At 62.8% G+C, this 24,654-nt stretch carries 24 protein-coding genes and 1 tRNA gene; 10 read left to right on the forward strand and 15 right to left on the reverse strand.

The window, feature by feature from the left end; genetic code table 11:
- Nucleotides 1-45: 45 nt before the first annotated feature.
- Both NLN62_RS26365 and NLN62_RS26370 read right to left on the reverse strand, forming a co-directional pair.
- Entirely contained in the window at nucleotides 46-2,853 is a 2,808-nt protein-coding gene (locus NLN62_RS26365) for a cytochrome c (protein ID WP_254110765.1), read from the reverse strand.
- A gap of 188 nt (nucleotides 2,854-3,041) precedes the next feature.
- A complete protein-coding gene (locus NLN62_RS26370; RefSeq protein WP_027522263.1) occupies nucleotides 3,042-4,838 on the reverse strand; it encodes a tetratricopeptide repeat protein in 1,797 nt (598 codons plus the stop codon).
- A 220-nt stretch (nucleotides 4,839-5,058) separates the two neighbouring features.
- Between NLN62_RS26370 and NLN62_RS26375 the strand changes: the two genes are divergently transcribed.
- Nucleotides 5,059-5,694: a LysE family translocator gene (locus NLN62_RS26375; protein WP_027522264.1), complete on the forward strand. Its 636-nt coding sequence runs from the start codon at nucleotides 5,059-5,061 to the stop codon at nucleotides 5,692-5,694.
- Here NLN62_RS26375 and NLN62_RS26380 read toward each other — a convergent pair.
- A complete protein-coding gene (locus NLN62_RS26380) occupies nucleotides 5,691-6,443 on the reverse strand; it encodes a sulfite exporter TauE/SafE family protein (RefSeq protein ID WP_027522265.1) in 753 nt (250 codons plus the stop codon). The genes NLN62_RS26375 and NLN62_RS26380 overlap by 4 nt on opposite strands.
- 93 nt (nucleotides 6,444-6,536) lie before the next feature.
- On the opposite strand from NLN62_RS26380, the gene NLN62_RS26385 reads away from it, so the two are divergent.
- Together NLN62_RS26385 and NLN62_RS26390 are read left to right on the forward strand one after the other, a co-directional pair.
- Nucleotides 6,537-7,430 carry a LysR substrate-binding domain-containing protein gene (locus tag NLN62_RS26385; protein ID WP_254110767.1) on the forward strand — a complete coding sequence of 298 codons (894 nt, stop codon included), beginning with the start codon at nucleotides 6,537-6,539 and terminating at the stop codon, nucleotides 7,428-7,430.
- 6 nt (nucleotides 7,431-7,436) lie between these two features.
- Complete coding sequence (locus NLN62_RS26390; protein WP_254110768.1) at nucleotides 7,437-8,084, forward strand: glutathione S-transferase family protein; 648 nt, start codon at nucleotides 7,437-7,439, stop codon at nucleotides 8,082-8,084.
- Between the two features lie 122 nt (nucleotides 8,085-8,206).
- Here NLN62_RS26390 and NLN62_RS26395 read toward each other — a convergent pair whose 3' ends face one another.
- The 3 genes from NLN62_RS26395 to NLN62_RS26405 form a co-directional block, all read right to left on the reverse strand.
- Complete coding sequence (locus tag NLN62_RS26395) at nucleotides 8,207-9,184, reverse strand: tripartite tricarboxylate transporter substrate binding protein (RefSeq protein ID WP_254110770.1); 978 nt, start codon at nucleotides 9,182-9,184, stop codon at nucleotides 8,207-8,209.
- Nucleotides 9,185-9,204: 20 nt separating this feature from the next.
- Nucleotides 9,205-9,987: a histidinol-phosphatase gene (gene hisN, locus NLN62_RS26400; RefSeq protein WP_254110772.1), complete on the reverse strand. Its 783-nt coding sequence runs from the start codon at nucleotides 9,985-9,987 to the stop codon at nucleotides 9,205-9,207.
- A gap of 552 nt (nucleotides 9,988-10,539) precedes the next feature.
- On the reverse strand, nucleotides 10,540-11,430 hold the full coding sequence (locus NLN62_RS26405; RefSeq protein WP_027522270.1) for an N-formylglutamate amidohydrolase: 891 nt from the start codon (nucleotides 11,428-11,430) through the stop codon (nucleotides 10,540-10,542).
- A 314-nt stretch (nucleotides 11,431-11,744) separates the two neighbouring features.
- Between NLN62_RS26405 and cpdR the strand changes: the two genes are divergently transcribed.
- The 4 genes from cpdR (at nucleotide 11,745) to NLN62_RS26425 (ending at nucleotide 13,215) form a co-directional block, all read left to right on the forward strand.
- On the forward strand, nucleotides 11,745-12,104 hold the full coding sequence (gene cpdR, locus NLN62_RS26410; protein WP_027522271.1) for a cell cycle two-component system response regulator CpdR: 360 nt from the start codon (nucleotides 11,745-11,747) through the stop codon (nucleotides 12,102-12,104).
- Between the two features lie 73 nt (nucleotides 12,105-12,177).
- Nucleotides 12,178-12,252: transfer RNA gene (locus NLN62_RS26415), tRNA-Val, on the forward strand.
- A 147-nt stretch (nucleotides 12,253-12,399) separates the two neighbouring features.
- Entirely contained in the window at nucleotides 12,400-12,615 is a 216-nt protein-coding gene (locus tag NLN62_RS26420) for a DUF2945 domain-containing protein (protein ID WP_254110774.1), read from the forward strand.
- A 129-nt stretch (nucleotides 12,616-12,744) separates the two neighbouring features.
- The gene (locus tag NLN62_RS26425; RefSeq protein WP_027524954.1) at nucleotides 12,745-13,215 is read left to right on the forward strand and encodes an L-2-amino-thiazoline-4-carboxylic acid hydrolase; all 471 of its coding nucleotides are present in this window, start codon (nucleotides 12,745-12,747) and stop codon (nucleotides 13,213-13,215) included.
- Here NLN62_RS26425 and NLN62_RS26430 read toward each other — a convergent pair whose 3' ends face one another.
- Nucleotides 13,216-13,392 carry a hypothetical protein gene (locus NLN62_RS26430; RefSeq protein WP_198031827.1) on the reverse strand — a complete coding sequence of 59 codons (177 nt, stop codon included), beginning with the start codon at nucleotides 13,390-13,392 and terminating at the stop codon, nucleotides 13,216-13,218.
- Nucleotides 13,393-13,584: 192 nt separating this feature from the next.
- On the opposite strand from NLN62_RS26430, the gene NLN62_RS26435 reads away from it, so the two are divergent.
- Nucleotides 13,585-13,827, forward strand: coding sequence for a hypothetical protein (locus tag NLN62_RS26435; RefSeq protein ID WP_254110776.1), 243 nt, complete (start codon nucleotides 13,585-13,587; stop codon nucleotides 13,825-13,827).
- A 36-nt stretch (nucleotides 13,828-13,863) separates the two neighbouring features.
- Here the strand turns inward: NLN62_RS26435 and NLN62_RS26440 are convergent, their stop codons facing one another.
- From NLN62_RS26440 to NLN62_RS26455, 4 genes are all read right to left on the reverse strand, one after another.
- Nucleotides 13,864-14,529, reverse strand: a complete 666-nt coding sequence (locus NLN62_RS26440) for an HAD hydrolase-like protein (RefSeq protein ID WP_254110777.1) — start codon at nucleotides 14,527-14,529, stop codon at nucleotides 13,864-13,866.
- Between the two features lie 34 nt (nucleotides 14,530-14,563).
- The gene (locus NLN62_RS26445) at nucleotides 14,564-15,157 is read right to left on the reverse strand and encodes a DUF1349 domain-containing protein (RefSeq protein WP_254110779.1); all 594 of its coding nucleotides are present in this window, start codon (nucleotides 15,155-15,157) and stop codon (nucleotides 14,564-14,566) included.
- Between the two features lie 166 nt (nucleotides 15,158-15,323).
- A complete protein-coding gene (locus NLN62_RS26450) occupies nucleotides 15,324-17,858 on the reverse strand; it encodes an MASE1 domain-containing protein (protein ID WP_254110781.1) in 2,535 nt (844 codons plus the stop codon).
- 319 nt (nucleotides 17,859-18,177) lie between these two features.
- Nucleotides 18,178-19,269, reverse strand: a complete 1,092-nt coding sequence (locus NLN62_RS26455; RefSeq protein WP_254110783.1) for an enolase C-terminal domain-like protein — start codon at nucleotides 19,267-19,269, stop codon at nucleotides 18,178-18,180.
- A gap of 191 nt (nucleotides 19,270-19,460) precedes the next feature.
- On the opposite strand from NLN62_RS26455, the gene NLN62_RS26460 reads away from it, so the two are divergent.
- Nucleotides 19,461-21,023, forward strand: coding sequence for an adenylate/guanylate cyclase domain-containing protein (locus NLN62_RS26460; protein WP_254110785.1), 1,563 nt, complete (start codon nucleotides 19,461-19,463; stop codon nucleotides 21,021-21,023).
- A gap of 6 nt (nucleotides 21,024-21,029) precedes the next feature.
- Here NLN62_RS26460 and NLN62_RS26465 read toward each other — a convergent pair whose 3' ends face one another.
- The 4 genes from NLN62_RS26465 to NLN62_RS26480 form a co-directional block, all read right to left on the reverse strand.
- On the reverse strand, nucleotides 21,030-22,250 hold the full coding sequence (locus tag NLN62_RS26465) for an ABC transporter substrate-binding protein (RefSeq protein WP_254110787.1): 1,221 nt from the start codon (nucleotides 22,248-22,250) through the stop codon (nucleotides 21,030-21,032).
- Nucleotides 22,251-22,397: 147 nt separating this feature from the next.
- Entirely contained in the window at nucleotides 22,398-23,327 is a 930-nt protein-coding gene (locus tag NLN62_RS26470) for an alpha/beta hydrolase (RefSeq protein ID WP_254110789.1), read from the reverse strand.
- 102 nt (nucleotides 23,328-23,429) lie between these two features.
- Nucleotides 23,430-23,918, reverse strand: a complete 489-nt coding sequence (locus tag NLN62_RS26475) for a hypothetical protein (RefSeq protein ID WP_254110791.1) — start codon at nucleotides 23,916-23,918, stop codon at nucleotides 23,430-23,432.
- 1 nt (nucleotide 23,919) lies between these two features.
- On the reverse strand, nucleotides 23,920-24,330 hold the full coding sequence (locus NLN62_RS26480; RefSeq protein ID WP_027524964.1) for a DUF3606 domain-containing protein: 411 nt from the start codon (nucleotides 24,328-24,330) through the stop codon (nucleotides 23,920-23,922).
- Between the two features lie 172 nt (nucleotides 24,331-24,502).
- Here NLN62_RS26480 and NLN62_RS26485 point away from each other — a divergent pair, with 172 nt between their 5' ends.
- Nucleotides 24,503-24,649: a hypothetical protein gene (locus tag NLN62_RS26485; RefSeq protein ID WP_198031828.1), complete on the forward strand. Its 147-nt coding sequence runs from the start codon at nucleotides 24,503-24,505 to the stop codon at nucleotides 24,647-24,649.
- The last annotated feature ends 5 nt before the right edge of the window (nucleotides 24,650-24,654 follow it).

Raw genomic sequence — 24,654 nt, forward strand, 5'->3', positions numbered from 1 at the left:
GGTACGCTCCCACGTCCCGCTTGGGGGGCGAGGGAAGAAGGCGCGCTACAGCGTCTTCAGATACTCGATCAGGTCGTAGCGCTCTTGCTCTTTGAGCACGCGGCCGATGGTGCCGTCCTTGCCGGGACCCGGCGTGCCATCGAACGAGTGGCCGGCATTGCTGTTGCCGAACAGCTCGGTGCCGTCAGACGCTCGCGTCGAGAAGCGCGACTGCCCGGTCTTGCAGCTCTCGCCGTCGACGACCGCGAATCCGACCTGTTTCGGATCGTAGTCGCGACCACCACCCATGCAGAACGATTTGGGGCGCTCGGCCGCGGGGCTCAGCATCCAGTAGAGCGAGGGCACCGATCCGTTGTGCAGGTAAGGCGCGGTGGCCCAGACGCCGTTGAGTGGGCGCGCGCGATACCAGGGCGGCGGCTCCTTTTTATCGGGCGGCTGCGGACCGGGGTTCGGGCAGTTCTTGCGCGTACCCCACCAGGCCTCCTGAACCTTCGGGTCGATCTTCGCATCGTCCATCGCCTTGCGGCTGACGATGTCGACGAGCACCATCAGGCCGAGCGAGTACGGCATATCGGTCGAAGAGACATCCGGCAGGTTGCAGCTCCACCAGGCATTGAGTTTCTGCGTGGGATCGAGCTTGAGAAAGCCCGGCACCTGAACCGTTCGCGTCGCCAGCACACTGGCCTGAGCGGGATCGGTCCCCATGCCTTTGACGCCTTTCTGGACCTCGTTCAGGAATTTGTCGCTGCCGATGGTCTCCCAGCGCGTCGGGGTCCAAATGCTCTGGTCCGGAAATTCGGCGTCGAACACGGGATCGTTGACCGGCCCGAGATGGCACTCGGCGCAGATCTGCGCGTAGAGCTTACGGCCGTTCTTGACGCGGTCACCATCGATCTTCCAGGCATCATCGCCGAAGATGTCCGACGGCCATTTCGGTGATGTCAGTCCCGAGAGCTGCTTTTTCGGATAGGGCGCCGACCCCTTCAGCAGATCCTCGATCCAGTTTAGATTCCTGATGTCCATCGACGAGCGGAACAGCGTGTCCTTGGGTGTATTGTCGGACAGATTGAGCAGCGCGGTCACGCCGAGCGCCTCGCCGGCGTTGCGGATCAGCGGTTGTTCGATGGAAGCGTCATATTGCGCGAATTTGAGCCAGGGCACGGTCCAGATCGGCGGGAAGCTGACCGGCGCGTCCTTGGCATGGAGATTCTTCTCGAAGCCGCTGAGGCCGCTGAGCGCCATGTCCTGGGAGAAGACCTGGTTGCCGATGCGGTTGAGCGCGTCGAGACGGCCGTATCCTTCCTCCGTGTCCTGCTGCTGCTCTTCCCGCTTCGTCTTCTCGTTGAACCTCGTCTTGCCGTCGATGGTCTTCTTGTAGGTCTTCTCCCAGTCGATCAGGAACGTGCTGATCGCACGCAGCTTCTGCTTCAGCGCATCGCGATCCGCATCGCTGGCGGAGGGTCCGAGCACACGGTCGGCGAAGCGCGTAAAGCGGCCCGGCACGAGGAGCGTGTAGGCGATCGACAGGCCGGTCGTGATCTCGAGCTTCCTCAGGTCGGTCATCGCCGGGCCGCCGTCGAAGCGGATGTCGATGCCTTTGTAGTGGATCTGGCCAGTGTGGCAGGCGGCGCAGGTCAGGCCGATCCGGTCCTCACCGATTTGGCCGGTCGTGGGATCGGGCACACCGGTCATGCGCGCAAAGCCGACGGGCAGGCCGTCGACGTTTTCAGCCTGGGTGCCCCAGTCAACCGGGGGATCCCAAAGCCGCGCCGGCACCGGCTTCGTCTTGTCGTAGACGTTGGCATAGCCGAACCGGCGCAGCGTGGTGTCGTCGGTGTTGATCGTCTGTGGGCTGGGGATGAAGCCGAAGCGCTGCAGATGGTCGCTGTCATGCAGCATCCCGGGTTTTGCGAAAAAATGAAGCCGCGGCTGCTCCAGCGCCATGAACCAGCGATAGGGCACCGGGAAGGTCGCGGTGCCCTGGCTTGCGTGATGAAACCAGTGTCGGTCCTCGAGCGCCCAGTTTTGCTCGAGCCAGTACGCGGCCCGGGGTTCGACGTGCTCCGGCAATGGCGGCGCCACCAGGTCCCCGAGGATGCCGGGCAGCATCGGCTGGAATTGATCGGGAAAACGCAGCGCCACGACGCCAAAGACGAGGAGCGCGGCGACGAGTCCGCCGGCAACGCGGAATATGAGCGAGGGCGGCGTGACCGGCTGGCTGACGACCCGCTGGGTGATCCTGTCAGGAAATTTGCGCTCGTTGAACAATGTCCTCACCTCGGCCACGCTGAGATAGCGGTCGTCACCCTGACCCTTGCCCATGATCTTGAGCAGGATCGGCCATTCGAACTTCATCAGGATCGGGTAGTACCAGCGCGATTGATTGCCGGCGCGCTTGAGATTGTCGTCCATGAAGGTCTGGATTTGCGAGGCGTTGAGCCCAGTCTCGGTGCCGCCGTCGGGATCGGCGAAGGTGCTGCCGAAACTGGCGAGCCGCGCGATCTCGTCCTCGTTGACGCTCCCGTCGACGCCGAGGATGCGCGAGCCGGCACCGAGCTTGTCGAGCGGGCCGCCGCGCAGCCTATTGAGCTGCGCGCCCCAGAAGATGCTTTGCAGGATGTGGCAGGCGCCGTTGGCGATCAGTGCAACGCCTCGGACCTGGATGCGGGCCGAGGTCTTCTTCAGCCCGGTCTCGCCGCTCGCATTCGCGATCGTTTGCGATAGCGTGCGGAGCGGGACGGTCCCGCCATCGACAAAGCCTTCGCCAACGAGGCCGCGCAGGAACGGACAGGGATTGTTCGGCGAGACCTGGATCGAGGGGTCGAAGGGGGGCTTCGAAGCGGAGTCATGCATGGCCCAAAATCCTGAAAATAGCGAATCGTGAAAAGCAGACGCGCCGATAGAGCGCGGAAAATCCTAACAAAGATAAAGCGCTGGACCGGCAGCTTATGCTACTACAGCGTGCAACGAAGTGTGGCCGAATTCGCTGTCCTGTCAACAGAAGCGCGCGTGACGGCGCCGCCCTGTTGCGGTTTGCGCTCTTAGGAATCGGCGGCGCGTTTGACGTCGCTCTGGACGAGGCTGAGCTTGACGAGCGGGACGCCCGCCTTCAGGAGCCCTTCGCGGTAATGGGCGAGGTCCGAAGCCTGCTTCCAGTGAAAATTCCTCAGGTGCCGCTCGACCGTCAGGCTCGGGTAGTTGCTCATCAGCACCTCGGCCGCCTCAGTGGCTTCTTCGGCCCGTCCGAGCTGCGCCAGTGCCGCGGCGCGGATCGCGAGCGCCTGCATGTGGTTCGGATTGATGTAGAGCTGCTCCCGCGCCCACGACAACGTCGCGTCGTATTGGCCCAGCATATAATGGCTGAACGCGTTCAGCGCCGCCCATTGGTAGCGCGGATCGCTGTTGCCGCGCTGCGCCGCCATCGAGAACAGCTCGATCGCCTGGCGATGCTCGCCGATGACGAAGTGGCAGATGCCGAGCACGCCGCGCGCGCCCATGTCGTAGGGGTTGAGCGCGACCGCGCGCTTGGCGGCGTCCATCGCGGCCTCGTAATGCCCGTCCTGCGCATGAACCCAGGACAGGATCGAGAATGCGAAAGAGGAGCGCGGGTCGAGCCGGACACTGGTCTCGGCCAGATGCATCGCCGCGACCCACATCTCGCGCGAGCCCTTGACCCAGCCGAACTGGATGCTCTGGAGCTGGATCGTGGCGAGATAGGCATGCGCGATCGAAAGCTTGGGATCGAGCGAGATCGCTTCCTTGAACAGCGCGATGGCGGTGTCGAAGTCCTCCTTGGTCTGCCGGTAGTAGTGTGACAGCCCCTTCAGGAAGCGGTCCCAGGCGGTGACATCGTTGGTCTGGCGCGCCGGAGCGGAGGCTTCCGCACGGAAAATTTCGGTCGCGATCGCAGCCGACAGGTTGGTCGTGATCTCGTCCTGCATGGCGAAGAGGTCGCCGATGTCGCGGTCGTAGCGGCCGGTCCAGAGCTGCTCGCCGGTCTCCGGCGCGATCAGCTCGGCCGTGACGCGGATCTTGCTGCCGGCGCGCCGCACCGAACCCTGGATCAGGTAGGTCGCGTCGATCTCGCGCGCGATCAGCCGGGTCGAGAGGTTCCTGCCCTTGAAGGCGAAGGTCGAGTTGCGGCTGAGCACGCGATAGAAGGATTGCAGGGCCAGCGCGTGAATCAGATCCTCGGTGAGGCCGTCGGAGAAATATTCGTCGCCGGCGTCGCTCAAATTGGCAAAGGGCAGCACGCCCACGATAGCGGTGCGATATTGCTGCGGCAGCGCCGAGACCTCTTTGGTCTGCGCCACCTGAGCGGACGTGCCGTCCGGCGTCCAGGTGAAGACGCCGATCGGCTCCTTGATGTTCTTGAAGCGGTGCGTCCCGGCATTGGCCAGCGGCATGTTGAGGTGCTTGCCGGCCTCGCCAAAGGCCTTGGCCGAGATTGCGAACCCGCCGGGGCTCGCCACCGATTCGAGGCGGACGGCGATGTTGACGTCGTCGCCGAACACCTCGTCCTCGTCGGCGATGATGTCGCCCATGTGGATCCCGAGTCGGAATTGCATGGCGCGGTCGGCGGGCAGGTGGTCGTTGCGCTCCGCCATCAGGAGCTGCATCGCGATCGCGGCTTCGGTCGCGCCGACGATGCTGGGGAATTCCAGCAGGAAGCCGTCGCCGGTGTTCTTCACGACGCGGCCGCCATGATTGAGGATAATGGGATGGATCGCACTGCGATGGGCCTTGAAGGCGGCATGGGTGCCGGCCTCGTCAGTGCCCATCATGCGCGAATAGCCGGCGACGTCGGCGCAGACGATGGCGGCCAGGCGTCTCTCCATATTCTCGCGGGCTCCAAGGGATCGGGAACCGGCCACCGGCGTGACGGTCTTCCGCGAATCCGTGCATTTCCAGAACCTACCCCTTATAGAGCACGCGCAGGCAAGCGGAAGTATGATCCGCATTGCAATTTCGTTGCAAATCCTAGGCAAATCCGGTGGTGGACGCAGCTCGCCGAACCGACTAAGCCGGCCGCTTGGGTGGCCTTCAGGGACGCGAGACATGCTCGGCATTCACGAACTCTGGCTCTTCGTCCTGTCGGGCGTGGCCCTCAACATCACGCCGGGACCGGATACGGTCTATGTCATCGGCCGCAGCATGCAATTGGGCTGGCGCGGCGGCGCCGCGGCGGCGTTCGGCATCAGTTGCGGCTGCTTATTCCACGTCACGGGCGCGGCAATCGGTCTCTCCGCACTGCTGATGGCCTCGTCCACCGCGTTTTCGGTCGTGAAGCTGGTGGGTGCTGCCTATCTCGTGCTGACCGGTTTGCAGATGCTGTGGTCGCGGCCGGTGCTCGCGGGTTCCCTGACGGGCGAGGATGGGCGGACGCCGCTGCGGCGAGTCTTCCTCCAGGGCGTCTTCACCAACGCGCTCAATCCCAAGGTCGCGCTGTTCTTCCTGGCCTTCCTGCCGCAATTCGTCGCAGTCGATGCCCCGCACAAGCCGCTCGCCTTCCTGACGCTCGGCCTGATCTTCATCTGCACGGGCACTTTGTGGTCGCTGTTCCTGGCGGCGTTTGCCGCGAAGGCTGCGCTGCGGCTCCGGCGGTCCGACGGAATCATCGCCTGGATCAACCGCGCGCTCGGCGGGCTCTTCGTCTATCTCGGCTTCCGCGTTGCGATGCTGGAAGCGCGCTAAATAAACTCTTTCAGCAGCGCGCTGCCGGCGAGGTAGAGTCCGAGCAGGACCATCGCGATCAAAAACCAGCGGCGAAACGTCTCGGCCGGCATCTTCGAGCGCAGCGACTGGCCGATGAACATGCCGGCAAAGGCGCAGGCCATGGCGACGATGCCCGGCACGGCGTTGGCTGGTGTCAGTAGTCCGCCCGCGGTGAGGTTGAAGGCGAGCGCGAGCGTTGCGACCGTGAAGAACACGCCGAGCGCCTGCACCAACTCGTCCTTCTCCATGCCGATCGCCTGCATGAACGGCATCGATGGAATCACCTGCACGCCAGTCGAGGCCGAGATCACGCCGGTGACGACGCCGACGGCGCCGCCGACCCATTTCTCGTTCCTTGGCGCGACACGAAACTGGAACTTGTTCAGCCCGACGATCGCGTAGATCACCAGCAGCAGGCCGAGCACCACAGAGCCGTAGCGCGCATAGGGGCCGGTCAGCGCGCCGGCATTGAGCCAGCTCCCGATCACGGTGCCGAGCATCAGCGGCCACAGCCGGCGGAGGATGTCGAGCAAATGAGGGCCGACGAAAGTCTGCCAGATGTTGGTGATGATTGCCGGCACGATGACGATGGCGATCGCCCGGCCCGGCGCCATGGTCACTGCGAGCAGGCCCATCGACACGGTTGGCAGGCCGAGCCCGATCACGCCCTTGACGAATCCGGCAGTCAGGAAGACGGCGGCAATGAGAATGATGAGCGGGTCGATCATGCCGGCCACATTGACCGATCGGTGGAGAAGGCACAATCTGGAGGTTACGGAGACAGCCTTCGCCTAGGACGAAGGCTAAAGGAGATTTGTCCCGTGCGATTCGACCTTGTTGACCTCCAGCTCTTCATCGCGGTGGCGGACCAGCGCAGCATCACCCGCGGCGCCGAGCGCTCGCATCTGGCGCTGGCCTCCGCAAGCGCACGGATCAAGGGCCTGGAGGACGCGTTCGGCGTAGCGCTTCTGAAGCGCGGACGGCGCGGCGTGGAATTGACCGCCGCGGGCGAAAGCCTGCTCGATCATGCGCGGCTCGTCATCCACCAGGTCGAGGCAATGCGCGGCGATCTCGCGGGCTTTGCCAGCGGCGTGCGTGCGAGCGTGCTGTTGCTCGCCAACACGTCGGGGCTGTCGGAGCACCTGCCGCGGGCGCTCGCAACTTTCCTGCGCGAGCATCCCGACATCAACGTCGACGTGGAGGAGCGCGAGAGCGCCGATATCGCGACCGCGATCGCGAGCGGCGCTGCCGATCTCGGCTTCGCCGCCGAGCACGCTTTGCCCGACAGCATCGAGCGATTCCTGTTCAGCGAGGACCGGCTAACCCTCGTGGCCGCCCGGCGCAGCGAGCTCGGTAGTCGCCGCCAGATCGATTTCCAGGAAGTGGCGGATCGCGATTTCGTCGGCCTGACGGCATCGACCGCGTTGCAGGTTCATATCGCGCGGCATGCGGCGAAGCTCGGCGCGCGTCTGCGCGTCCGTGCCCGCTTGCGCGATTTCGATGCGATCTGCCAGATGGTCGCGGCCGATGTCGGGGTCGCCGTCGTTCCGGAGACTGCGGCGAAGCGCTGCGCGCGATCGATGCCGATCGTGGCGATCCGGATCCGCGACAGCTGGGCCAATCGGAGGTTGACGATCTGCGCCCGAAGCTTCAAGGCATTGCCTCGCCCGGCCAAGCAACTGGTCGAGTACCTTCGCGCCGCAGTTCAGAGGTGAGACCATATGTTGAAGGTGTGGGGACGACGCAGCTCGTTCAATGTGCAGAAAGTGATGTGGCTGATCGGCGAACTCGATCTCGCCCACGAGCACATCAATGCCGGCGGCTCCTTTGGCGGCCTCGATGCGCTGGAATTTCTGGCGATGAATCCGCACGGCCGTGTTCCGGTCATCGATGATGGCGGGACGATCGTCTGGGAATCGCATGCCATCCTTCGCTATCTCGCGGCGCGCCACGGGGCGGAACGCTTTTGGTCGGAGGATCCGGCTGTGCGGGCGCGCGTCGACGGCTGGATGGACTGGTCGCAGACTGCGCTACAGCCGGATTTTCTCAACGGCGTGTTCTGGGGTTTCTTCCGCACGCCCGAGGACCAGCGCAATTGGCCGGCAATCCGCGCAGCCCTTGCGCGCTGCGTGCAGCATTTCACCAAGCTGGAACGGCTCCTCGAACAGCGATCGTTCCTGCTCGGTGCGGAGTTGTCGCTTGCCGACATCACGGCCGGCACGTCGCTCTACCGCTATTTCGAACTGGAGATCGAGCGCTCCGCGCTGCCGGCGGTCGAGCGCTGGTACCGCACACTGCAGGAGCGGGCGGCGTTTCGCACGCATGTGATGATTCCGTTTGGGGAATTGCGCGGCCGTCTCGCCTATTAGAGCATGATCCGGAAAAGTGTGAAGCGGTTTTCCCTCGCGACAAACGCGGAACGCGTTTTGCGCGGAGATCATGCTAAAACAATAAGCTAAAGCGCGATGACTATTCACATCGCGCTTTAGCGTCACTTCGCCGTCTCGACGCCGGCGTCCTTGATCACCTTGGCCCATTTCGCGGTCTCGTCCGCGATGAATGTGCGGAAATGCTCGGGGCTATCGCCGATCAGCGTCGCGCCTTGGGCGGCGAGCTTCTCCTTCACCGCTGCATCAGTCATCGCTTGCGTTGCGAGGCGGTGCAGCTTGTCGACGATCTCTTTCGGCGTGCCCTTCGGCGCCACCATGCCGTACCAGTTCTCGATCCGCAGGTCCGGAAAACCCGCTTCTGCCGTGGTCGGCACCTCGGGCGCGGTGGGCGCGCGGTCGGGCGAGCCGACGGCGATGGGTTTCAAGGCGCCTGCCTTGATCTGCGGCAGCAGCACGGGGAGATCGAGGAAGGTCATTTGCACCTGCTGGCCCAGGAGATCGTTCACCGCGGGCGCCGCGCCGCGATAGGGCACGTGGACGATGTCCATTTTCGCCGTCAGCTTGAACAATTCGCCGGCAAGATGCGGCAGGCTGCCGGGCCCAGAGGAGGCGAAGTTGAGCTTGCCCGCTTGAGCCTTCGCGAGCGCGACCAGCTCACTCATGTTCTGCGCCGGCACGTTGGTGGCGACGACCAGCATCTCCGGCACGGTTGCGACCAGCGTGACCGGCGTCAGGTCGGCGAGCGTGTCATAGGCGACCTTCTCCATGCTCGGGCTGATCGCGAGCGCGCCCGCGCTGGAGATCGCGATGGTGTAGCCGTCGGGAGCGGCCTTTGCGGCGGCGTCGGTGCCGAGTACGCCGCCCTGGCCGCCGCGATTGTCGATCACGACCGGTTGGCCACAGATTTCAGACATGCGCTGGCCGATCACGCGGGCGATGATGTCGTTGGGGCCGCCGGCCGGGAACGGAACGATCAGCTTGATCGGCTTGGCGGGGAAATCCTCGGCCATCGCCAGCGACGGCAGGAGCAGCAGCAATCCCAATAGCAATTGAGAGAGAAGCCTGCGTGAGACGGTCATGCAAGCCTCCGCTCGCTTTGTTATTGGTTGAGGAGTTTTAGCGCTTCTTCGTGCACGCGGGGATCACCGGCGGCGATGATACGGCCGCCGCCTTGCGCCGGCTTGCCTTCCCAGGTGGTGACGATGCCGCCGGCACCGGTGACGATCGGGATCAGCGCAGCGATGTCGTAAGGCTTCAGTTCGGTCTCGACCACGAGGTCGACGTGGCCGGCGGCCAGCATGCAATAGGAGTAGCAGTCGCCGCCATAGCGCGACAGCCGCGCGCCCTTTTCGATGCGGCCGAAGGTGACGCGGTCGCGCTCGTTCATCAGAAGCGGGCTCGTGGTGTAGGTCGTAGCCTCTGCAAGCGAGGCGCAGCGGCGGACCTGCAGGCGGCGCTCGCCGGAGGGACCTTTATAATTGGCCGAGCCGTTGTCGCCGGAAAACCGCTCGCCGATGAAGGGCTGGTGCATCATGCCGAACACCGGCGCGCCCCTGTACAAGAGTGCGATCAGCGTGCCCCAGATCGGAAAGCCGCCGATGAAGGATTTCGTGCCGTCGATCGGGTCGAGCACCCAGACGTAGTCGGCGTCCTCACGCTCATTGCCGAATTCCTCGCCGACGATGCCGTGCTGGGGGAAATTGGCCTTGATCAGCCGCCGCATCACCGCCTCCGCGGCGCGGTCGGCCTCGGTGACGGGATCGAAATCCTTGGTCTTGCTCTTGTCGTCGATGGACAGGGAGGTGCGGAAGAACGGCAAAATGGTTTCGCCGGAGGCGGTGGCAAGCCGTCCGATGAAGGCTGAGAAATCGATCACCGTCACAGGCCTGTCCCTTGAACCCGAAAGCCAAACGAATGCTGGCTATTGCCTAGCTCAAATCGAGAGGCTCGGGCAGCGCTGTCTTGAATTGCACCCTGGTATTTTGGATGCAGTCGCCCGGTCGCCCTGTCGAGCCATCCGCTGGCCAAATATCGATCACGGGCTTGAGAGCTTAGTTCCGGGCCTGCCTCGTTGGTATGCAAACGATAATCAACCCATTGAAATTCCTTATCAAAGAAACTGAATCCGGGTTTCTGCGGAGACATTGGAGCCCTGTGTTTTTTGCATGGGAAACGGCTCAAAAGCCCTTGCACTTTGTGCAGCGCAGTCGCATATTGTTGCGGTGCGGTAGCGCCTCGCGTTACCGCTGCCCTCCTTGGGCGTTTCCTCCCTAGACTTGGGCCGCTTGCTCATAACAAGCGGCCCTTTTTTCTTGCCCGCATTCTGCGTCCATCACTTTCGTTTCGATGCGCGCATGAACGCGAAGCGAAAATCGGATCGCGTGTTGATGTGGCCGCCGTCGCGACCTGCGATAGGCGCGAAAAATATTGCCGCTTATTCGGCCGCAGCCTGGAACGGGCCGAGATCGCCGAACGGAATGGTCGTGGCGAGCACGTCCGACAGTATAGCGAAATCTGCCGCGACCTGGTCGAAGCGCGGGCCGCGCTCGCGCCGGCGCTCGTCCATATAGATCGCGCGGTTGAGCTCGAGCTGCACCGCATGCAGGCCGCTCGCCGGATTGCCGTAGTGCTCGGTGATGAAGCCGCCGGCATAGGGCTTGTTGCGGCCGACCGAATAGCCGAGCCCGCTCAATGTCTCCTCGACCCGGTCGGGAAGCAGCGGCGTGCAGCTCGTGCCGTAGCGGTCGCCGATCACGACGTCGGGCCGGCGCGGCTCGTCTCTGCTGACGCCGACCGAGGGCATGGAGTGGCAGTCGACCACCATCACGGTGCCGAACATCTGGTGCACCTTGTTGATCAGGCGCCTCAGCGCGCGGTGATACGGCTTGTAGAGCGTCTCGATTCGCGCCAGCGCGTCGTCGACCGCGATCCGCTCGCGATAGATCTCCTGGCCATCGCCGACGACGCGCGGGATGGTGCCGAGCCCGCCGGCAACGCGCATCGAGCGGGTATTGGCAAAGCTCGGCAGCCGGCCGGAGAACATCCGCGGGTCGAGCTCGTAGGGCTCTCTGTTCACGTCGACATAGGAGCGCGGGAAATTGACGCGCACGACCGGAAAGCCGCGCGCGCTCAAGTGCCCGATCAGCTCGTCCATGAAGGAATCTTCCGAGCGGCGGAGCGTCGGCAGGTCGATGCGCGAGGCCGCCAAAAAATCGTCCGGATAGATCGAGCCGGAATGGGGCGAGTTGAAGATGATCGGCGCCCGCCACTCGATGGGCTCGATAATCTCGAACGGTGGCGACGAGTCGCCGTCAAACCGGGTCATCTTGGTCAGTTTCGTCCCTCTATATCCGCGACAATCCGGATTGGACTCGAACAGGCCGGCAAAGCGAGGCTCTTATGTGCGGTCATTGTCAGGAATCGCAACCATTCTGCCAAGTGAAAAGTACGGGTGCCGCGCTGGAACGTGTCTTAACCGTGAAGCATCGCGTGTGCGGGGCCCGATTGATTCGTGCCCCATTCCGGTTCACAAAGAGCATGCCGTGTGCGGCCGAGGGACGCATTTTTCACCTGAAATTTACCCTCTGTCGGGCTTAGTGAAGTCCAGTGTGTACCCCCGGGGATTCGACGTTTCCTGCCATGACAAAAATCCTGCTCGCCGAAGACGACAACGACATGCGCCGCTTCCTGGTCAAGGCGCTGGAAAACGCCGGCTTTCAGGTCTCCTCCCACGACAACGGCATGTCGGCCTATCAACGGCTGCGGGAAGAGCCGTTCGAGATGCTGCTGACCGATATCGTGATGCCAGAGATGGACGGCATCGAACTCGCCCGCCGGGCCTCGGAACTCGACCCCGACATCAAGATCATGTTCATCACCGGTTTCGCCGCCGTGGCCCTGAACTCGGATTCGGAGGCCCCCAAGAACGCCAAGGTCCTGTCCAAACCGGTTCATTTGCGGGAATTGGTGAGCGAAGTGAACAAGATGCTGGCGGCCTAAATCGGTCGCCTTCCGTCCTTGCGCGCGCTCCCCTGAGCCGTTATAGGGACCCCACCCGACTTTTGGACATCTAGGGCACGTAGCTCAGCGGGAGAGCACTACCTTGACATGGTAGGGGTCACAGGTTCGATCCCTGTCGTGCCCACCACGCTTCGCCTTCGGCTTCGCGTGGCACAGCCAAAACTCATCCGCGAAGCGTGTCCGGCCTAGCTGGAGCGAAGCGAAAGCGGAAACGCACCTGTCGTTATTGGATGGGACCGCGGAACCGCCAGACAAGGCCCGGCATTGGTTCGCCATGCCGAAAACCTTCAAGACGGGCGATCACGTGAGCTGGAATTCCGAGGCCGGCCGGGTGCGCGGTCATATCCAGCGCGTGCACCGGAAGGATGTGATCTACAAGGGCTACGTCCATCACGCGAGCCCGGACGATCCGCAATACGAGATCAGGAGCGACAAGACCGATCACGTCGCTCTCCACAAGGGCCGGGCGCTGCGGCTGTTGCGGAGCTGATGGCGCGCATTCTTGCCTGTCGCCCGGAAGCGAAGTCCGGGGGCCTATCCTCCGGCACGTTTTCCCCGATTGCGCTGCGCTCCATCCTGGCTAGGCTCGCTATTCCTTCATCTCCGACGCGAGGCCGCCATGAGCGTTTCCGTCATTGAGCAGGCAAAAATCCAGGCGCAGGTCCTGATCCCCCTCGTCAAGGCGCTCCAGATGGAACTGGGCGAAGCGCGTGCGAACGCGCTGGTGCGCAACACGCTCGGCGATCTCTATCGCCGCTACGGCGAGGAATTCTGGCGGGCGAAGAACGAGCCGGATCTCGGCAAGGCCGTGTCGTCCGCTTTCAGGACCTACGCCCGCGACCACGCGCTCGAGCTCGAAATCATCGAGCAGTCACACGATGCGTTCGCCTTCGACGTGAGGCGATGCGCCTATGCGGAATTCTATCACGCGCTCGGCGAGCCCGAGTTGGGCTTCCTCCTCGTCTGCACCGCGGATTTTGCGACCGCGGAGGGTTTCGGCCCCGACATCAGCCTCACGCGCACGCAGACCATCATGCAGGGCGCCGGTCATTGCGACTTTCGCTACCGGCGAACGCGCGAGACAGACTAGCTAAGCCACCTCGTCCGTCCGGTGCCTGATGGGGATATTCTGCTCCACGGCCTTTGCGAGCACCGTGCCGGTCGTGCGGCCAAGCTCCTTTGCAATCATCGTCACAGGCATCGTGCCGGCGAGCGTTTTAAGTTTCTTGATGTCTTCCTCGTTCCACGACTTCTTCCAGCTCGGCATCGTCCCCAATCCCGCTCATCATTTGCTCCCCCGACTCGCCCGTGCACATTATGGTAGAAGCTGATATGGAATGCATCTGATGTGGCTGCCGCGGGGTGTTCGTCCGATGACACAGGGTGTTTCGTCAGTGCGCGACAGTCTGGCACAAACTGCACTTGTCATTTTTCCACGATGTGCGCCGGCGAGCGATCGATGAAGACGACATGTGTTGCGATGGCGATGCTGGCGCTGATCGCGTCGGGCGCTCAGGCGCGGATCATCGACTGGCAAGCCGAGCTCGAGCGCTGCCGCGCGTTGCGCGAGAACGTGGCACCGCTGCTGCTGGCCGGCGAGGGAACATCCGGCGTCGCGCGCTCAGGCCGGGCCGCCCGCCGCTGCATGTGGATCGAGCACAGGGCGGCGCGCAAGGGCATTATGGGGGCAGATACGCGGTAGCGCTTGGGCTGTTTCCGCCGTGCGGCCGAACGGAGGCTATCCGTTCAACATCGATAAGACCAGGCGCGCGAGATCGGAAGTCCGTTCCACCAACCGGCTGGCGCCGGCCGCTTCAAGCTCGTCTCGGCTGCCATATCCCCAAAGAACGCCAAGACAGCGCATGTTGACCGCGCGTGCCCCGACGATGTCATGCCGGCGATCGCCGACCATCAGGCCGTGCGAAGCATGGACATCCTGTTCAGACAAGATATGGGCGAGCAGCTCAGGCTTGTGATCCAGTTTGCCGCCGGGCACCGAGCCATAGATGCCGTCGAAATACGCGGCCAGTTTCAGGTTCTCCAGGATGCGCCGGGCAAACACTTCGCGCTTCGATGTCGCAAGGTACAGTCGCAATCCGGCTTGCCGCATGTCCTGGAGCGCGACGCCAATTCCGGGATAAGGCTCGCTTCCGAGCAGGCCGCTTTCGCCGTAGTGCTGACGATAGGCCGCCACGGCTTGATCGATCCGGTCGTCTCCGCGTGCCCCTAACAAAGCCTGCAGCATCTCTTCGAGCGGAGGCCCGATGGCGCCCTTGATGTCGAGCGCTTCGCCGGGCTCGTGTCCGAGCGCGCGAAGTGTGGCTATGCAGCTTGCGAAGATGCCCGGCTGCGAATCAACGAGCGTTCCGTCGAGATCCAGGAGTACGTAGCGGGCTGGGGTCATACTTTGAAATCCTGCTCCCACGATGGGCCGGCCCTCAGGTGAGATCGTGGAGATCCTTGCCGAGCGGTGGTGTCAGCTGGAAGGTCGAGAAAGCGACCTCCAACCCGGCCCGCTCGGGCGTGCAGGCCATCGGTCCCACCAGGTAGGAGTTCGCCCTTGGAAATGGCGCCAGACGCATCAGGGGCCAAAGCTTGCCATCGGCCGAAACCTGGAGGCGAACGACGCCGTTCGCGACGGTTGCGCGCAGGCGGAAGTCACGGGCATCCTGCTCATAGGGCGCGGTCGCCCAATCGGATCGCCCGTTGGTCAGCACGCTCGCAAGCATGGCGCGTCCGTCTGAAAACTCGATGCCGGCCTTGACCCAATGCTCCGCGTCGATGCGGACCATGATGCCCGCCTGGTCGTAGAGTGCCTCGAAGTCGGCCCGCACATGCAACTCGGCAGTGAACGCCTCGCCGGTGGGGAAGCCCAGGAAATGCCCGCTGTCGCGATTGAAGCCGTAGTGGGTTTCCCGCCAGAAATCGGTGGCGTTGTCAGTGACGAGCCGGAGGCTGTCGCCCTGCGCAGTCCATCGTTCCGGTTCATTCAGCCAGACACCATCGCTTCTGCGAAAGATTGGATCGCTCATGTTGAACCTCGATCGGTGGGTCCCGCCAGTCTTGTGCGATCTCCCGCGCGCACGAGTCACTGCACGGCATTTGTAAATTGCGGCGTGAAGAGGGCAGCCGAGCTGCTGAACTGCTTGCGCCATCGCTGCGCGGGCGTTACCGAGCATGCCTTCAACGGTGCGGCTGTCAACTTCTGCGCAAGGCGTCAGTTGTGCTTGACGCCAAAGACAAGCCGGATGATTTCATTGATCTCGGCGGCGCAATCTCCTGGATGAAATCTCTTAGTGCCTCGGTATCGAACGGCTTACGCAGTATTCTTAAATTTGGAGGAGCTGCCTTTGCCGCGTCGCTGTACCCGGTCGTAAGGGCTATTGGCAAGTTCGGATAACGCGACCGAATTTCTCTCGCGAGCCCGACGCCATCGATGGTGCCCGGCATGACGATATCGCTGAAGACGAGATCGATCGTTGTGCCGGCTTCGAGCAGTTCTAATGCCGATTCGGCCGAATCTCGGTAGATGGTCTCATAGCCCAGATGCTCGAACAGAGAGGACGTCACATCCGCCACATCAGCGCTGTCGTCGACAACGAGAACGGTCTGACGCTGCGAATGCCGTGATTTTTCTTTGGCCGCGGAGAGCTCCTTGTTGGTGATTTGCTCGTCTGCACGTGACGGCAAATAGACTGTAATCGTTGTTCCTCGTCCGACCTTGCTGTCTGCCGTCACCGTTCCGCCGGCCTGGTGTGCAAAACCATAAACTTGCGACAAACCGAGCCCGGTTCCTTTGCCGACCTCTTTGGTTGTGAAAAAGGGATCAAACATCTTGGACAAAAGATTGGGTGGAATACCAGTACCCGTATCGCTAAACGCTATCGCATAGAAGGCCTCTCCCGGTCCACTATCGCCAATCGTTCGATCTGCGGTCACGGCATTTACAGACAACGTGAACGTACCGCCATTTGGCATTGCGTCGCGCGCGTTGACGGCGATGTTAACAATCGCAAGTTCTAGTTCGGCGAGGTCCACCCTAACCGGCGAAACATCCTCGCCAATGTTTTCGTTGTAAACAATGTTCCCGCGCAATGAGCTCTCAATCATCGTGCGCATGTTCTTTATGGAAGCATTCAAATCAACGACCGTCGGGCTAAGATGCTGATGACGAGAGAATGTCAGCAATTGGCGCGTGAGACTCTCTCCGCGTTTGGCCGCGGTCTGTATGGCTTCGATTGCTTTTGGTAATTTTGGATCGAGCAGGCGAGCAAAGATCTGGGCACTGCCTCCAATGATCATCAATAGATTGTTGAAGTCGTGTGCAATCCCGCCGGTCAGTTTGCCGATTGCCTCCATTTTCTGCGACATCGCGAGCTGTTCGCGCGCTTGAAACAGTTTTTCCTCCGCGTCGCGTCGTTCGGTTGCATCCCGGAGTATATTGATAAACCCGATCAGATTTCCTGCTTCGTCAACGCTTGCGGACACCGAGCCGGTGACGAAAAACGGCGTGCCATTTTTCCTGATCCGCCAACCTTCAAGTTCGTGCTTGCCTTCCTGGATTGCCGACTCCAGCGCGCGGGTCGGCGAGCCGGCGCGGCGTTCATCCGGTCGATAAAATATCCCAAAATGCTTGCCGATAATTTCTTCTGGGGTATAGCCGATAATTTTTTGCGCGGTGCTGTTCCAACTTGTAACGTGCCCCTCCTTATCAAGGGCAAATATTGCGTAGTCGACGACGCCCTCGATAAGAATTTGGAAGTGGCGTCTAACGCTGTCGAGAGCCAAACTTTTCCGCTCAATCTGACGGCTCAGTTGGTCCTGAAGGGAAAGCAAATGGGCTTCAGTGCCCTGGCGCGTCGCAATTGCTGCGGCCAAAGCAAGGGGCGGCACTGATACGCAAATCGAAAGCACGAATAACGCCAAGAGCGATCCATCCAGATCCGTCTTCGGAAACGGATCGTTACCCGCCGAGAAGCCCCACACGGCCATTCCGAGGAAAATGAGTGCGGCCGTAGCCACGCCGTGTCGATTCCCGCGCAAGCCAGCCCACATCAGGGGCAGCAAAACCAGAAAGCCTAGAAGGCTCCGATACGGCAGAGGCACATTGAGGTCGCTGCTGACGAGGTTGCCGCCGATGAGCGGGCTGTAAGCAATGATCGCGATGATGCTAACGAGAGCAGAGACCGCGATCGATTCCAATAGATACCGCTTCGAAGAACTACGTAGACGCTCCATCCCCCAGAGCACGGCGACCGGCACAATCACCAAGGTCCCCGCCGCGTCTGCAAGCCACCAGGTTAACCAGGTGACGACAGAATCAGAGATAATCAATGTGTTGGCGAGAATGAATCCTGCGACAACGATGGTTGAGCTAATCACCGTGGTCGGCACAAAGGAAAAAATTGCAAATTTTGCGATACCAGAGGGAGTGCTGAACGTCTGGCGACCATTCGACCAGCGACTAATCAGCCATGTCCCGGCAAACGCAGCGAGGAGAGGGCCGATCCCGACGGAGCCAGACTCCAGGAGCGACCGGTCGGCGATGAGATAAGGAGTAACAGACCCCACCAAAATCGCGGGCCAAATCCGGTAGCCGCGCAGCAGGACCAGTGCGAGTGCAAACCCAGTAGGTGGCCACAATGGTGTCGCGACGGGGTTTATCGTGGGGAGTAGCAGCGCAGACTCGGCAAGACCAATGTAAATCGTGGCGACTACTAAAAGCTCGACCAAGTAAGACGCAGCACCCAGAGTGCTACCAAAAGCGAAAATCCCGGCTTTGCCAAACCTTGGCCTCTCCATCACAAGCCTTTTGCGGTGGGCGCCTCAAATTGCGGTGGCGGGACCTGGCCGTGGTCCAATGTCACCCAAAAGAGGCGGTCGCAGTTCCACTGCGTCGACGACCCTGCCAAGCACTCAATGCAGTTTTGACCAAAGCATGGCGGCACGATGGTTCAGGGGGCGCTTGGCAACTTTCGGAACTCGAGTTTTGGAACTCGAGGTCCTCGGGCAGCACCATTGACCTAATGACGGAGAGGCAAGCTAAACAAACTCAAGTGGCCAAGTATTTCCTCACTACTGCCTCATCCCACGCGATCCCGTTGCCGGGCTCCTCGCTCGGCAGCGCAAAGCCGTCCTTGATGATCAGCCGCGTCGCCAGCACGGCGTCGGCCCAGTCGACATATTCCAGCCAATGCGCCGTCGGCGTGACGCAGAGCAGCTGCGCGCTCACCTCCGAGAACAGGTGGGTCGACATCTCGATGCCGGCGGCCTGCGCAAGAGAGGCGGCGCGCAGCCAGCCGGTGACGCCGCCGATGCGCTGCACGTCGGGCATGACGAAGTCACAGGCCTCGGCGGAAAGCGCGGATTGCATCGCAAAGGCGCTGTCGAAATTCTCGCCGATCTGGACCGGGGTGCGGAGCGCGTCCGCAACGCGGGCGCAGCCGGCATAGTCGTCATGGCGGATCGGCTCCTCGATCCAGAGCAGGCCCTCGTCGTCGAGCATTTCGCCGCGGCGGATCGCTTCCGCCACGGTGAGCGCCTGGTTGTAGTCGCACATCAGCGTCACCTGGTCGCCGACCGCCTTGCGCACCGCGCGCACGACGTTGAGGTCGTCCCGCGCCTCGGGGCGGCCAACGCGGATCTTTGCAGCATGAAAGCCTTCGGCAAGCAGTTTTTGCGCCTCGTCCACGACCGCACCGGCCGGCATGATGCCGAGCCCCTTCGAGTTGTAGGCGCGCACCGGCTTCGGTGCGCCGCCGAGCAGGCGCGCGAGCGGCAGGCCCTTGGCGCGGGCGAGCGCGTCCCAGGCCGCCATGTCGATGCCGGATTGCGCCAGGCGTTGCAGTCCGGCGAGCCCAAGCAGCGTGAAACGCTGGGTCAGCTTGCGCTCGATCTCGAACGGCAAGAGCTCGTCGCCGGCGATCATCTCGGCCATCTCGCCGACCATCGCCGTCAGCGGCTTCAAGGCGGCCGGCGTGATCGAGAACAGATAGGCGTGGCCCCGCACCCCCTGGTCGGTCTCGCAGTCGATCAGCACCAGCGGCGCCCTGGCGACCGCGCCGGTCGAAGTCTGCAGTGGCAGGTTCATCGGCACGATCACCGGGCGCGCGACAAAGCGCCTGATACGGATGGTCTCGGTCATGGCCACTGGCTCCCGATCGATCAATGCAGGTTGATGCCGATCTTAAACATTCGTCATGAAACGAAAAGGCGCCTGCCGCGACCACCATAAAATGGGGTTGCGCTGGCCTGCGTTTACGGGCTCTGTGCCGCCCCATGTTGCGTCGCGGACGCCGGATATCGCGACAAGAATGCACAGAACGGAGCCACAGAGTGAAACAAGCGATCTCCGAAGAGCAGCGCAAGAACGGCATCTTGACCGGCGTGGTGATCGCCTTCCTCTTGCTCGCCCTGCCGCTCGCGGTGTGGCTCGACCTGACCGATCTCAGCAAGGCAGCCCTGCGCCGGCAGGCCGCCGACCTCAATTCGGTGATCACGAGCGTGCGCAGCTACTACGCCAGCAACGTGGTCGGGCGGATCCTCGCCAATCCCAACGGCACCACCAAGGTCGTGCACAATTACGAATCCGTGCCCGGAGCCATCCCGATCCCGGCGACGCTGTCGCTCGAGCTCGGGCGCGTGATCGGCGCCCAGCAGGAGAACATCACCTACCGCTTCGTCTCCGACTTCCCGTTCCAGAATCGCGCCCCGCACCAGCTCGACAAGTTCGAGAAGGATGCGCTGGAAGCCCTCCGCGCGGACCCCGAGAAGAAGATCGTCGAGACCGAGACCTCGCTATTCTCCGACAAGGTCCGGTTGGTGGCTCCCGTGACGATGGGCCCGGCCTGCGTGAGCTGCCACAACAGCCATCCCGAGAGCCCGAAGAAGGACTGGAAGGTCGGCGACATCAGGGGCATTCAGGAGGTGATCATCGCTCAGCCGATCGCGGCGAACATCTTTTCGTTCAAGTTCCTGCTCGCCTATCTCTTCATCGCGGCCGGCAGCGGGCTCTCCTTTCTCTCCATGCAGCGCCGCCAGGCCAACCACATCAAGTCGATGAACAAGGAGCTCGAATCCGCCAACGACTTCCTCGCCTCGCTCTCGATGAAGATCTCGCGCTACATCCCGCCGCAGGTCTACAAGAGCATCTTCAGCGGACAGAAGGACGTCACCATCCACACCGAGCGCAAGAAGCTCACCATCTTCTTCTCCGACATCCAGAACTTCACCGCGACCGCCGAGCGGCTCCAGCCGGAGCTCCTGACCCAGCTCCTCAACGAATATTTCACCGAGATGTCGGCGATCGCGCATGAACATGGCGGCACGATCGACAAGTTCATCGGCGATGCCATGCTGATCTTCTTCGGCGATCCCGAGACCAAGGGTGACCGCGCCGACGCGCAGGCTTGCCTGCGCATGGCCTGGCGCATGCAGCAGCGGCTTGCCGAGCTGAATGCCAAATGGCGCGCCTCCGGCATCGAACAGCCGTTCAAATCGCGCATGGGCATCAATTCCGGCTATTGCAACGTCGGAAATTTCGGCAGCAGCGACCGCATGGACTACACGATCATCGGCGCCGAGGCGAACCTCGCCGCGCGCCTGCAATCGATCGCCGAGCCCGGCGGCATCGTGCTGAGCTACGAGACCTTCGCGCTGGTCAGCGACGTTGTCACGGCGCACGCGCTGCCGGCCATCACCATGAAGGGCATCAGCCGCGAGGTCATTCCGTATTCGGTCGATGCGCTGAGTGATGGGGGAGCCGCAAAGAGCGGTGTCATTACCGAGCGCGTTCCGGGCCTGGAGCTCTATCTCGATCCAACGGTCGTGAAATCGGGCGATGCCGCGCGGGTGCGCTCGCTCCTGGAGAATGCGCTGGCCTCACTCAAGCCTGCGTGAGGCCGGTCAGCGCTTCAGCCCTTCCGTGAACGCGGTCTCGATCACGTCGCCGAACGACTGCCAGGTGCGGCCGTCGAACTGTTCGAGCCGCATCTGCTTGATCGGCACGTAATTGTCCGGCCGCGTGTTCATCCTGATGCCGGGCAGCGCGACCGAGGGCTGAAAGTCCCGGAGCGAGGCGGCCTGCTGCATCACGTGCTCGCGGGACAGATCGTCACCGCATTGCTTCAGCACCTGCGTGAGCGCTTCCGCCGCTGCATAGCCATAGAGCGCGGCGCTGTTGTTCTGGCTTTCCGGGGGGTTGTACTTGTCCATGAAGGTGAGCCAGTCCTTCATGCCAGGGTCGTCCTTCCAGGCAGGGTCGCTCGGGTCCTTGAGGAATGCCGCCGAGATCACGCCGGCCGAATTCTCTATTCCTGCCGGGATCAGCGCATTGGCGATCGAGGCCGCAGCATCATTCAGGATGAACACCGGATGCCAGTTGAAGCCGGCCGCCAACTTGATCACGCGGGCCGCGGTGCTCGGCACGCCGGCAAAGACGAACACCTCGGCGCCGGATTGCTTCAGCACCGAGAGGTGTGTGTCGAGATGCTCGTCGGCGATGTCGAAGGCGATATCGACGACGACGAAGCGATTGAGGTCGCCCAATCCTTCCTCGATACCCTTGAACAGGTCGCGCCCGAACTGGTCATTCTGCCAGAGCACGACGATCTTGCGCCGGGGATAATAGGCCTGGATGTAGTTGGCGTAGATGCGCCCTTCCGCCTTGTACGAAGGCTGCCAACCCATGGTCCAGGGAAACGCCCTGGGCCGGCTCAGCTCCTCGTCGCCGGACGCGACAAAGAGCTGCGGGATCTTCCGCTCGTTGAGATACCATCGCGTGGCAAGATTGCCGGGCGTGCCGAACGAACCGAACATCAACAGCACCTCGTCCTTCTCGACCAGCCCACGGGTCAGCTCCAGCGCGGTCGCAGGATCGGAATTGTCGTCGCGGGTGATGAAGCGGACCTTGCGGCCGTTGATCCCACCTTGCTCGTTGACCATGTCGAAATAGGCGGCTTCCGCCTTGCCGATCGCACCGAATTCCGAAAGCGGGCCCGAATAGGGCATGACGTTGCCGATGCGAATCTCGGAGACGGTCGCCGAGTCCTCTCGCTGCTGCGACATGGCGCCCAGCGAGGCGACGGCGAGCACCAACGCGAACAGCATCCTGCCGGTCACACGCATGTTCGACACCTCGACGTTGGACCCCTGCGTGGAGGTCGGCGCAATCGGCATCAAGAGCGGTTGATCTAGGTCAAGGGTTTGTCATTCCTGTGTCCCGAGCGCTGCCACCCAAGCGGCAGCGGTGCTGACACGTCGAAAGCCGGCCGGCTACGGCAATCCGCGCGCCTCGAGCTGGTGGACCAGCAGCAGCGTCGGCTCGGCGAGGCTGTCGGCGGAGCCGTCGAGCCCGAATACCGAGGCGATGCCATCGCGGGTGTGCAGGATGGTCGTGCGCGGGCAGTGGCCGGCGCCGCAGAGTGCCTGCCTCAAGGCTTCGCCCTGCGTCACCAGGCCTGCGGGATCGACCGCAGCCCAGGCCAGCACGATCGGTTCTTCGACCTTGAGGATGCCGGGGAAGGCGGAGCGCTCGTCATATTGGGCTGCATCAGAGCCGAAATAGGCCCTCTCGCTGGCACTCGCGTCCTTGCCCGCGCGATAAATGCCGGAGATCAGCACGACGCCGGCGACGTCGGTGTCGGTGCCCTGCAATTCCGGATGCGCGAGCAGGCTCGCGACGTGGAAGGCGCCGGCGGCGTAGCCGACCGCGACGATCTCGCGGGCATCGCCATTGAAGAGATCGACGTTCTGGTGGATCCAGGACAGGGCAGCCGCGACGTCGCGCGCGCCGGAAGGCCAGGACGCTGCCGGCGCAAGGCGGTAGTTCACGCGCACGCCGACCATGCCGTTGCGCGCGGCAAAGCACATCGCCTCATCCTGGAACTCGCGCGCCGTGTCGGGTGCGGCGCTGTCGCCGGTGAAGCTGTCGCCGGCCACGAACAGCAGGATCGGCTGCGGCGTTGTTGCCTTGGTCTCGCTGGTCGCGACGTCAAGGAAATTCTGCTCGCTGTCGCCATAGCGCAGGCTCCGCGAGAACGCGACCTGATCGCACAGCCGGGCCGTGCCTCCGGCGGACGTGTCGGTGTCGGTGAGGCCTGTGCGCACCAGATCGGACGGCGGTTGCAGCCGGGCGGGAAAAAGCCCGTGTGCGGAGGCGGTCGTGATAGTCAGCAAAAGGAAAAATGCGAGATAGTTCTTCATTGTTATGTGCCGTGCTGAGCGCTCAAGCGCCGGCTCGCGTTCCGGCCTGGCCCGTCAATCAGCCCCTTATTGATTGCCGTTGGGGCGATTTGACGGCGCGCACTAATTCCCGGGCTGGAACGTGCAGCTCGCGCCGCTGCCGTCCTTCTGGCGGATGGCGTTCGGATCGATCGTGCAGCTCAGTTTCGACAGGCTCTCGAAGTTCGATCCCGCCGCGCCGTCCGCCGGCACGCCGGCGAGCGCCTCGGTGGCATAGATTTCGTTGGCCGTGGATCCGTTCACGGTCTTGACCTTCTTGCCGAAAGTCACCTCGCAGTTGCGCACGGTGATGTCGACATTGCCGGTGCGGCAGACGATCCGGTCGGCGGTCACGGCGATCGGCTTCTTGTAGGGAATGTCACTGTTGGTCGCGAACAGCATCGCGATCGCCTTCTTCTCGCCGGAGGCCAGGATGGGTGATAGCGGCGCGATGACGCCTGCGAGCGCCAGCGCGGTCGAGCCCGAGATCGTCGAGGCGGTATCGGCGGCCTGCGCGACCGATGCGCCGCCCAACGCGAGCGACGCCGCAAGGATCAGCTTCCTGAACTTCATCTCAGGCCGCCTTCCTGCGCTTTGACGCCTTCTTCGCAGCTCTTCTTTTCTTGACCGCCTTCTTCTTCGCGGCTTTCTGGCCGGCGAGATAGGCCTCGACCTTCTTCGAGGAGTGGCCGGCTGCCGCCACTGCCGCCTTCAATTTGGCGGGCGTGATCTTGAACTTCTTGGACCAGTAGCGGACCTCGTAGGGCTCGCTGAGCGCGATCCGCATCTTGTCGCCGGCGCGGTGCTTCTGGAGCTTGATGTAGACTTCGACCTTCTTGGCGGAGTGGCCGACCTTCTTGACGGCGTATTTCAGCTTGGCTGGCGTGACCTTGAACTTCTTCGACCAGTAGGCGACCTCGTAGCGCTCGCCGAGTGCGATCAGGGCACGATCGGCCCCGCCCCGTTTGGACTTGTTGTCGGCCATGCGTCCCTCCTGCCGCGGAAATGCGCCCGCGCAGTCTAGCACGCTACCGGTGGTAGGAAAGCAGTCCTGCTACGCGCCGTGGGACGCGTGCGGCTCCTCGCATTTCCGTGATGGAACCAAATCACCCTTCGCGCGACTTAATAAGACAAGCACAAAAACGTGCGAGGCTGTCATGGCAGAGCATTGGAAGCACACCGCCGATCCGCGCGAGATCATGCGGGCGACCGGTCATCCCGAGCTGGAATATGCCGCGGGCTGGACTATTGCGGGCCTGGTCACGATCGGCACCATTGTCGCCGCCTGGGTGTTCGCAATCTGAGGCGG

Source organism: Bradyrhizobium sp. CCGUVB23 (genome assembly GCF_024199885.1).
GTDB lineage: Bacteria > Pseudomonadota > Alphaproteobacteria > Rhizobiales > Xanthobacteraceae > Bradyrhizobium.